Annotated in this window: 11 protein-coding genes; 4 read left to right on the top strand and 7 right to left on the bottom strand. The window is 61.5% G+C overall.

Going from position 1 to position 9871, the window contains the following annotated elements; genetic code table 11:
• Positions 1–480 (bottom strand): carbon starvation CstA family protein (locus M5C01_RS27745; protein ID WP_283094132.1); only part of this gene is annotated, 480 nt, incomplete at its 3' end.
• 233 nt (positions 481–713) lie between these two features.
• On the opposite strand from M5C01_RS27745, the gene M5C01_RS27740 reads away from it, so the two are divergent.
• Positions 714–1082: a PilZ domain-containing protein gene (locus tag M5C01_RS27740; protein ID WP_152741773.1), complete on the top strand. Its 369-nt coding sequence runs from the start codon at positions 714–716 to the stop codon at positions 1080–1082.
• 92 nt (positions 1083–1174) lie between these two features.
• Here the strand turns inward: M5C01_RS27740 and M5C01_RS27735 are convergent, their stop codons facing one another.
• The 4 genes from M5C01_RS27735 to katB form a co-directional block, all read right to left on the bottom strand.
• A complete protein-coding gene (locus M5C01_RS27735; protein ID WP_152741772.1) occupies positions 1175–1900 on the bottom strand; it encodes a hypothetical protein in 726 nt (241 codons plus the stop codon).
• Between the two features lie 46 nt (positions 1901–1946).
• The gene (radA, locus tag M5C01_RS27730; RefSeq protein WP_100941462.1) at positions 1947–3314 is read right to left on the bottom strand and encodes a DNA repair protein RadA; all 1368 of its coding nucleotides are present in this window, start codon (positions 3312–3314) and stop codon (positions 1947–1949) included.
• A gap of 45 nt (positions 3315–3359) precedes the next feature.
• Positions 3360–3911, bottom strand: a complete 552-nt coding sequence (locus tag M5C01_RS27725) for an ankyrin repeat domain-containing protein (protein ID WP_152741771.1) — start codon at positions 3909–3911, stop codon at positions 3360–3362.
• Positions 3912–4108: 197 nt separating this feature from the next.
• A complete protein-coding gene (gene katB, locus M5C01_RS27720; protein WP_152741770.1) occupies positions 4109–5650 on the bottom strand; it encodes a catalase KatB in 1542 nt (513 codons plus the stop codon).
• A gap of 285 nt (positions 5651–5935) precedes the next feature.
• Between katB and mscL the strand changes: the two genes are divergently transcribed.
• Positions 5936–6349 (top strand): large-conductance mechanosensitive channel protein MscL, encoded by a 414-nt coding sequence (mscL, locus tag M5C01_RS27715; RefSeq protein WP_152741769.1) that lies wholly within the window; start codon positions 5936–5938, stop codon positions 6347–6349.
• A 21-nt stretch (positions 6350–6370) separates the two neighbouring features.
• Here mscL and M5C01_RS27710 read toward each other — a convergent pair whose 3' ends face one another.
• Positions 6371–7147 carry a ferredoxin--NADP reductase gene (locus tag M5C01_RS27710; RefSeq protein ID WP_152741768.1) on the bottom strand — a complete coding sequence of 259 codons (777 nt, stop codon included), beginning with the start codon at positions 7145–7147 and terminating at the stop codon, positions 6371–6373.
• Positions 7148–7565: 418 nt separating this feature from the next.
• Here M5C01_RS27710 and M5C01_RS27705 point away from each other — a divergent pair, with 418 nt between their 5' ends.
• Together M5C01_RS27705 and M5C01_RS27700 are read left to right on the top strand one after the other, a co-directional pair.
• Positions 7566–8279: a LuxR family transcriptional regulator gene (locus M5C01_RS27705; RefSeq protein ID WP_103498102.1), complete on the top strand. Its 714-nt coding sequence runs from the start codon at positions 7566–7568 to the stop codon at positions 8277–8279.
• A gap of 147 nt (positions 8280–8426) precedes the next feature.
• Positions 8427–9551: a methyltransferase gene (locus tag M5C01_RS27700; protein ID WP_152741767.1), complete on the top strand. Its 1125-nt coding sequence runs from the start codon at positions 8427–8429 to the stop codon at positions 9549–9551.
• A gap of 149 nt (positions 9552–9700) precedes the next feature.
• On the opposite strand, the gene M5C01_RS27695 is transcribed toward M5C01_RS27700, so the two are convergent.
• The gene (locus M5C01_RS27695; protein ID WP_152741766.1) at positions 9701–9868 is read right to left on the bottom strand and encodes a DUF2474 domain-containing protein; all 168 of its coding nucleotides are present in this window, start codon (positions 9866–9868) and stop codon (positions 9701–9703) included.
• Between the last annotated feature and the right edge of the window lie 3 nt (positions 9869–9871).

Here is a 9871-nt window from a genome sequence, read left to right as displayed (position 1 = left end):
GCGGCCCATTTCCTCACGGACCATATCGCCCAGGGAACGGCCGTTGCGGCGTGTGGAGAGGAACAGGACGATAAAGTCCTGCACCGCACCGGCCAGGACCACACCGGCGATCAGCCAGAGCGTGCCAGGCAGATACCCCATCTGCGCCGCCAGCACCGGCCCGACCAACGGTCCCGCGCCGGCGATGGCCGCGAAGTGGTGACCGAAAAGAATGTGTTTGTTGGTCGGCACATAGTCCAGACCGTCATTGTTGAGCACCGCCGGCGTGGCCCGATTGGCATCGAGCTGCATGACATTGTTGGCGATGAACAAACTGTAGTAACGATAGGCAACCAGATAGATCGCCACAGCGGCGACCACGATCCACAAGGCGTTGATCGCCTCGCCGCGGCGCAAGGCCACTACGCCCAGGGCGCATGCTCCAACGATTGCCAGCAGCAGCCAGGGTAGGTGGCGTAGCGGGCTATTATTATTTTTCATTTTTATATTCCAGCCAGAGAGGACAAGAAAGACAGCTACCTTGAGTTTAGCGCCAACAGGGCCAAAGGCCATACCCGACATTGCTCGAGAACGGCTTTTTTGCCCCTGCGCGATGGCTTGCAATGGCCACCCACCCTAGCCCACGGCAGCACAAATCGTGTGGTATCCGGCTATACATTCGCTCCTGCTGGCTGTGGAGGCTATAGTCAGTGAATACGCCAAGGAGCCACGTCATGAGCGACCCGCATTCCAATCGACGCCAATTCAAACGTATTGATTTCGACGCCGACACCACCCTCAGCCAGGGCTCCACCGTCTGGTCGGCGCATCTGATCGACCTGTCGCTCAAGGGGCTGCTACTTCAGCGACCCGGCACCTGGGATGACAGCAACGAGGGCATCTTCCGCGTCGACATTCGCCTGGCGGCAAACGCCCATGTCGAAATGGACGCCGAACTGGTGCACCGGGAAAAAGACCACCTGGGCTTCAAGTGCCTGCATATCGGCCTCGAATCGATCCAGCACCTGCGGCGCCTGATCGAGTTGAATCTGGCCGACGCGGCGGAACTCGAACGGGAACTGGGCGCCCTGATCGAGCTGTAAACAAAGCCCTACAAAAGTTGTGGAATCAGGCTTGCCGGCGATGCGGCGGTGAATACACCCTCGCAATCACTGGCAAACCCGCACCGGCTCCATCAGGGAAACGCCGAGCGCTGTGGAAAATCGCTCTCGGTGTCCCAATACCCCGTCTCTTGCCGCGACGACAATTGCCAGGCGCCGTTCTTGAACCGATAAGTCCGGTAGGTAGTGACGAACTCTTCATCCTCGCTCGCCGGCGACGAGGACACCTGCTGGATCTGTGCCACGCCGTCCGCCGTCGGCGCACCGACCTGCCAGGCCGCCTTGCCGGTCTGGGCCAGGAACAGCACCTCGCTCTTGCCCTCCGCCGTCCGATAGACCGTGGCGTTGAGCTTGCCCGTCGACGGCATCAGTACCTGGGTGGCCGGACCGCTGTAGGTGCCCATCGGCGCCGTTTCATCGATGGTCAGGAAATAGGCCGGGGCCGGCAGACCCACCAGGGGGGCTTTCTCAACCGTGGCCAGCGGATAACCCAGGCTTTTGTTTTCCAGCGCCTCACCGGAGGCCGCCAGCAAGCGCACCTGGGCGTCGACGAACGGCTTGTTCTCGACATCCGCGGCGAGCACCTGGTCATCGATACTTTCCGGTTCCGTACCGTTGCCCCACAGGGCGCGATGCAGGTCCGGAGTCATCCGCACATCCTCCAGTATCTCCAACACCTGCCCGTTATCGATCGGCAATTGTTGGGCCACGCGATAACCGGCGGGCACCTCTGTCGCCCCTGCCAAGCCGCACCACACGGCCAATCCCAACCCCAGCACGGCCGAGTTGAAACCTTTCATCCTTTGACTCCCTTCCCAATAGGTCGATTGATAGATGAAGCGATCATTATTCAAACAACGCATCCAAAGCCTGCTCCAACCGCGTCACCGCGATGATCACCAGCCCCGGCGGCGCTTCTTTCGGCGCATTGCCCTTGGGCACGATGGCCCGCTTGAAACCATGCTTGGCCGCCTCTTTAAGACGCTCCTGGCCGCTGGGCACCGGCCGCACTTCGCCGGACAGGCCAACCTCGCCGAACACCAGCAGGTCGTGGGGCAATGGCCGGTTGCGCAGGCTGGACATGATCGCCGCCAGCAGCGCCAGGTCCGAGGCGGTCTCCAGGACCTTGACCCCGCCGACGACGTTGAGGAACACATCCTGGTCGTGGGTCGGAATCCCGCCATGGCGGTGCAGGACCGCCAGCAGCATCGCCAGGCGATTCGGGTCCAGCCCGAGGGTGACCCGGCGCGGGTTGGCCAGGTGACTGTCGTCCACCAGGGCCTGCACCTCCACCAGCATCGGCCGGGTGCCTTCCCAGGTGGCCATGACCACACTGCCCGGCACTTCTTCCTGGGCCCGTGTCAGGAAAATCGCCGAGGGGTTGGAGACTTCCTTCAGGCCACGGTCGGTCATGCCGAACACGCCCAGCTCATTGACCGCCCCGAAACGGTTCTTCACCGCGCGCAACAGGCGCAGACGGCCATCGGACTCGCCTTCGAAATACAACACGGTGTCGACCATGTGCTCGAGCACCCGCGGCCCGGCCAGGGCGCCTTCCTTGGTCACGTGACCGACCAGGAAAATCGCCGTGCCGCTCTGCTTCGCATAACGCACCAGCAGCGCCGCGCTCTCGCGGACCTGGGACACGCCGCCCGGCGCCGATTGCAGTTGCTCGGTGAAAATGGTCTGGATCGAGTCGATCACCATGACCTTGGGCTTTTCCACCCGGGCGGTGGCAATGATGGTCTCGATGCAGGTCTCGGTCATCACCCGCAGCTGGTCCTGGGGCAGGCCCAGGCGCCGGGCGCGCATGGCGACCTGTTGCTGCGACTCTTCGCCGGTGACATACAGCGCCGGCATGCGCGTGGCGAGATTGCACAGGGTCTGCAGCAGAATGGTCGACTTGCCGATGCCCGGGTCGCCACCGATCAGCACCACCGAGCCGTCCACCAGGCCGCCGCCGAGCACTCGGTCGAGTTCCCCGGACGCCGTGGAAAAACGCGGGATTTCCTCGACGCTGACTTCGGCCAGGGTCTTGATCTGCGCCTGTTGTCCGGCCCAGCCGGTGCGACCGCTGGGTGGCGCGGCACCGCCGCTTTCCACCATCGTCTCGGTCAGGGTGTTCCAGGCCCCGCATTCACCGCACTGGCCGGCCCACTTGGGAAAGGTCGCGCCGCACTCGGTGCAGCCGTACATGCGCTTGGCCTTGGCCATCTGAACCCCCACGCAAAACCGCGATGATAGCTCAGCTGGCGGCGATCAGCGCGGCGCCGGTGTGCGGATTTCGCCGTCCGCCAGACGCGCCGCGCTATTGCCCAGGGGATCTTCGGCGTCGAGGTTGGCACCTTTGGCCGCCAGGGCGTCGAGCAACCCGGTACGTTTGAACAACCCGGCGTACATGGCCGCCGTCTGGCCGGCGCCGTTGCGTTGGTCCGGGTTGCAGTCGGTGGCGAGCAGGCGCCGGGCGATGCTCACCTCGCCCTTGAAGATCGCGCCCATCAACGCGGTGTTGCCGCGTTTGTCCTGGGTGCAGGCATTGGCTCCGGCGGCCAGCAGGCGTTCGACCGCCGGGCCCTGGCCGTGATAGGCCGCCAGGATCAGCGCGGTGTAGCCCTGGTCGTCCTGGGTATCGAGGCTGTAGCCGGCGTCGATAAAGGTGTTGAGCATCTCGACGTCGCCACGGCGGGCGGCATCGAAATAGTAATCCTTGAGCTGCGCCTGGAGGGCGGCCGGGTCGGTAGGAACTGACGGTTCCTGGGCTGAAGCGCCCAAGGAACAGACCAGTAAAAGCAAGAAAGCATAAATACGCATGGAGAAACTCCGTTGCGGTGGGAAGCCGGAAGGTGTTTGGTGAGTTCAAGGGCCTCTTCGCGGCGATGCGGCGTCCCGACAAGCTCCGCTCCCACAGGATTTGAGTCGAGCCCAGGTTTTGTGTACGACACAAAACCTGTGGGAGCGGAGCTTGCCCGCGAAGAGGCCGGCACTGACACAACAACTATCGGGGATTGCTAGTCCGCCAGCTTCGCCGCCAACGCCTTGACCCGTGCCAGGTCACCCTTGGCCACCTTGGTCACCCCCGCGCCATACTCCGGGTCGGCCTTGTAGAGAAACGACAGCATGATGTGCTTGCTCTCGTCGTCGGTGTCCGCCAGGGAACCGCCGAAGTTCTCGATCAGGTCCTGCTTTTCCTTCTTGCTGTAGGAGCGGTACAGGTCACCGGCCTGCTTGAAGTTCTGCTCGCGCTGGATCTTCGCCTGCTGGGTGCTGCCCGCCAGGGCCAATTGGCTGTAACGGGCCGCCTGCGGCTCCTCGCGAGGCAACAGGCGGCTGGGCTGATAATTCACCCCGGCGCTGCTGTGGCCGCTGTTCATCGCCCCATCCTGATTGCCGTTGTTGACCGCGACTTTCGGCGCGTTGATCGGCAACTGCAACGCGTTCGGCCCCAGGCGATACATCTGGGTATCGGCATAGGAAAAGACCCGGCCCTGCAACAGCCGGTCCTCGGACGGCTCGATACCCGGCACCAGGTTGGCCGGGGCCATGGCCACCTGCTCGGTTTCCTGGAAGACATTCGCCGGGTTGCGATCCAGCACCATCTGCCCGACCTTGCGCTCAGGCACGCCCGGCCAGATCTTGGTGGCGTCCAGCGGATCGAAGTCGAACTTGCCCAGGTCCTCTGGCGTCAGGACCTGGACATAAAGATCCCACTTCGGAAACTCGCCCTTGTTGATATGCGCCACCAGATCGTGGGTCATATGGCTGTAATCCTTGCCCTGCACTTCGACCACCGATTTTGGATCCAGGTTTCGAATCCCTTGCAGACTCTTCCAATGGAACTTGACGTAATGCACGTCGCCCTTGGCATTGATCAATTTGTAGGCGTGCACACCGTTGCCATCCATCTCCCGGTAACTGGCCGGCGTGCCGGAGTCCGAGTACAACTCGGTCAGCGTGCGAGTGGCTTCTGGGACATGGGAGAAAAAGTCGAAGCGCCGCGAGTCGTCATCGAGATTGGTCCGCGGATCGGGCTTGAAGGCATGCACCATGTCCGGGAACTTGATGGCATCGCGAATGAAGAAGGTCGGGAAGTTGTTGCCCACCAGGTCCCAGTTGCCTTCGCTGGTATAGAACTTGGTGGCAAAGCCGCGCGGGTCGCGCAGGGTTTCCGGCGAATGATTACCGTGCACCACTGCGGAGAAACGCACGAATACCGGCGTGGCACTGCCGGCGGCAAAGACCTTGGCCTTGCTCAGGTCGCTCAGGTCATTGGTGACGGTAAAGGTGCCATGGGCACCGGTGCCGCGCGCATGCACCACACGCTCCGGAATACGCTCACGGTCGAAACGCTGGAGTTTCTGGATCAGTTGCACGTCCTGCAGCAGCACCGGCCCGGCGGCACCGGCGGTCTGCGAGTTCTGGTTATCGCCGACCGCGGCACCGTTATCACGGGTCAGGGTCGCGGCGTGGACGGACAGGGATAGCAGGCTGGCGCTCAAGACGCACAGCACGCGCCTTGAAGAAACGCTTCCAAGGGCAGGAATGATGTTCATGTCGGACTCCTCTGGTTTTTGTAGAGCGCATTCCAATGCGCTGACCAGAGGCTAGTGACTGAAGCCCGGTTCTCTAAATAGAAAAGCCTGAAGAGGTCGATTGAGAAAATAGACGGGCCATCCGCCACCAAGGCGCGTATTTCGCGCGATTGCTGGCACTTTGCAAACTTTTCCCCGGGCAACCGGTCGATTAGAGCAAGCGCAGCCGGCTCCGCGCATCCTGCAAGATCCACGCGGCTCCATTACACTGCGCTCACTCCACTCATCTGTAACAAGGAATAACCTATGAGCGTGCTCAGTGAGTTCAAGGCCTTCGCGGTCAAGGGCAATGTGGTCGACATGGCCGTCGGTATCATCATCGGCGCGGCCTTCGGCAAGATCGTTTCGTCGTTTGTCGGCGACGTGGTGATGCCTCCGATCGGGCTGCTCATCGGCGGGGTCGACTTCAGTGCCCTGGCCATTACCTTGAAAGCCGCCGACGGCAATGTGCCAGCCGTGGTCCTGGCCTATGGCAAATTCATTCAGAGCTGCATCGACTTCATCATCGTCGCCTTCGCCATTTTCATGGGGGTCAAGGCCATCAACCGGCTCAAGCGCGAAGAGGCGGCAGCCCCGACCGTGCCGCCGATCCCGACCAAGGAAGAGGAACTGCTGGGCGAGATCCGCGACCTGCTCAAGGCCCAGGCCAACAAGCCCTGACTGCCATAACGCAGTGTCGCCCTACCAATAGTTCTCCACCGCCACCTGCCCGGGGCGCCGGCTCAGACTGAGCTGCAAGCCCCGTTGCTTGAGCAGCGCCCGGGTGTCATCGATCATCTGTGGATTGCCGCACAGCATCACCCGGGAATGCTCGGGTGACAGCGCCACCCCCGCCACCCGTTCAAGCTCGCCGCTCTCGATCAAGTGAGTGATGCGTCCGTTCAACAGACCCGGACACTGCTCGCGGGTCACCGTGGCAATGAACTGCAGTTTGTGGCCGTGCTCGGCCAGGTAATCGCGCCCGGCCAGGCCGGCGATCAGTTCCCCATAGGCCAGCTCCGCCGCCTCGCGGGCACTGTAGACCAGGATGATCCGCTCGAAGCGCTCCCAGACCTCGAAATCCTGCAGGATCGACAGGAACGGCGCGATACCGGTGCCGGTGGCCAGCAACCAGAGGTCGCGCCCGTCGACGAAACGGTCCAGGGTCAGGTAGCCAAATGCCTGTTTGTCCACCAGCAAGGTGTCGCCCTCGCGCAGACGACTCAGCTCGCTGGTGAATTCGCCCCCGGGCACGACGATGGAAAAGAATTCGAGGAACTCGTCATGGGGTGAGGACACCATCGAATAAGCCCGCCACACGACACTACCGTCGGCCTTGCTCACCCCAAGGCGGGCGAACTGGCCGGCTCGAAAACGAAAGCCGGCATCACGGCTGGCGCGCAAGGTGAACAGACTGGGGGTCAAGGGCTGGACATCGTGCAGCACCTGGCGGGTGAACTTCTCGGCGCTGGCAGTCATGACGTTCTCCGTAAGGCAGTGAACGTCAGTGTCGCGCAAAGTCCATGGGAGAAACACCGGTACTTTGTGTTGGTATAGGATTTCCGGAAAACTTATACACATTAATTACAAAAATACACATACAACTGAAAACAACAGCTTATATAAAATATTTCGACCAGCACTTAGTAAACACTCACAAATAGAAGCTCTTGCAGAGTCCGCAAAGGCCCTACTTACACCCACACCCTCCGCAAGGGTACAATCCAAAATGATAGCAAACCGCCCTCAATTACCGCACGACGCGCGATAACTGCTTTTTTTTAAAGTCGATAAAAATATCATCGGAGAGCAAAAAACATCGGCCCGCAATACGGATCTTTCCTACACTATTCCCGTCACCTTCGACCGTTACACGCAATCACGGAAGGGCACCTCAATGGAGAACTGGCAGGACAATCAACTGCATCAGCTCATGAGTGAAAAAGAAGAACAAGCAATCTTCAACGCAGTTTTCAATCTGGCCATGCAAATAGGTTTCACCTACGTATCATTCAGAATGACCACCCTACTCGGAAGCCATCAAACAAACAGCACAAGCTTCAACAACTACCCAAGTGAATGGAACAGATGCTATCAGCGCAACAACTACCAAACGATCGATCCGTTGGTTTTCCACTGTCATCGTTCGGTGTTCCCGATCCTCTGGTCCCCGGAGGTCTTTCAATCCACCCCAACACTCTGGAGAGACATGCAAGAGCATGGGTTGAGACAAGGATGCTCACAGTCCGTCCATGACGTTCGCGGCATCGTCAGTACCTTGAGTCTGGCGCGCAATTCGGTCCCGATTACCACCGATGAGTTCTACAGCAAGGCAGGGCAAGTGCTCTGGCTGTGCAACTGGCTGCATTCAGCGCTGGCAGACAAGCTGCTGCCGACCCCACGGTCGGACAACAGCTACCCGTTGTCGCCGCGCGAAGCCGAGATCATGAAGTGGACCGCGGAAGGCAAGACCGCCTCCGAGATTGCCGACATTCTCCACCTGACCACGCGCACCGTGGGTTTTCACATGAGCACGATCATGAGGAAGTTCGGGGTCAACAACAAAGCTTCCGCCGTCTTGTGTGCCGCCAAATCAGGGCTGCTTTTCTGAACGAGCACGGAGCGACCAGGCAGAAGGACCTGCCCTCAGAAGAAACAGGCAATCCGCGCCAAACCCACGTAAAATCCTTCGAACTTCTCTTCCCGCTTGTCCTGTCCTGACCTGTGACGAGGCAACATCGACGCTCCAGAGCCCTCCATGCCCCTGCTAGAAAGCCCGTTTGCCCGACTCGACCTGATCCGCCAGCCCGAACAACAGAACGAGCCCCTGCAAGCCTTCGATGCCGCGGATGAGTACCTGCTCGCGCATCTGGCCGAGCAGGGCGTGTCGGCCGAGACCCGGGTGCTGGTGCTCAACGACAGCTTCGGCGCCCTGGCCAGCAGCCTGGCCGGACAGGTGCGGGTGACCAGCAGCGGCGACTCGTTCCTCGGTGCCCTGGCGCTGGAAAAGAACCTGGTGCGTAACGGCCAGGCCTTCGACGCGGTGCCGCATATCCCCGCCAGCGAGACCTGGGCCGGGCCCTTCGACCGGGTGTTGATCCGGGTGCCGAAGACCCTCGCGCTGCTGGAAGAACAGCTGATTCGCCTGCAAGGCCAGCTGGCACCGGGCGCCCAGGTGATCGCCGGCGCCATGATCAAGCACCTGCCCAGGGCCGCCGGCGATCTGCTGGAGCGTTATATCGGCCCGGTGCAGGCGTCCCTGGCGGTGAAGAAGGCCCGCTTGCTGATCGCCACGCCCGAGGCCCGGGAGCCGGCCGTATCGCCCTACCCGACGCGCTACCGGCTCGACGAACCGGCCATCGAGCTGCTCAACCACGCCAATGTGTTCTGCCGCGAAGGCCTGGACATCGGCACCCGGGCCTTCCTGCCCCATCTGCCGGGCAACCTGGGTAGCGCGCAGGTCGCGGACCTGGGCTGCGGCAACGGGGTATTGGCGATCGCCAGCGCCCTGCAAAACCCCCAGGCCCAGTACACCCTGGTGGATGAGTCGTTCATGGCCGTGCAGTCGGCGCGGGAAAACTGGCGGGCAACGTTGGGCGAGCGCGAGGCAGTGATACAGGCTGGCGACGGCCTGGCGGGACAAGCGCCGCAATCGCTGGACGTGGTGTTGTGCAACCCGCCCTTCCACCAGCAGCAGGTGGTCGGCGACTTCCTCGCCTGGCGAATGTTCCAGCAGGCCCGTGAAGCCCTGGTGGTGGGCGGTGCGCTGTATATCGTCGGCAACCGCCACCTGGGTTATCACAGCAAGCTGGCGCGGTTGTTCCGGGGCGTCGAACAAGTGGCGGCGACACCCAAGTTCGTGATTCTCAAAGCGCGCAAGTAACCACAACCCACCGAGCTCTGACGCCGTACCCAATGTGGGAGCGGAGCTTGCCCGCGAAGGGGCCCTCAAGGACGCCAAAAGCTTCGCGGGCAAGCTCCGCTCCCACAATGACCGCGTTGGCCGTAAGACGGTATCTACACGGTCACTCGCTAGTGCGTAGTTAACCCTGCCGCTTTCATGAACAGCCGCATCAGGCTGGCAACCACGAAGAGCGAAAGCACGCTCCCCGTCCAGATAATCACCAGCCAGCCAATACGTTGCCAGAGCGGTTTCTTCTCAGCCGCTTCGATCTCCTGCAAAGAAGGTTTGCCTGCCATGAC

Source organism: Pseudomonas sp. MWU12-2319 (assembly GCF_023242525.1).
Classification (GTDB): domain Bacteria; phylum Pseudomonadota; class Gammaproteobacteria; order Pseudomonadales; family Pseudomonadaceae; genus Aquipseudomonas; species Aquipseudomonas gingeri_D.
The sequence above is the reverse complement of the archived record's forward strand: the minus strand, read 5'-3'. Positions and strand labels throughout refer to the sequence as shown.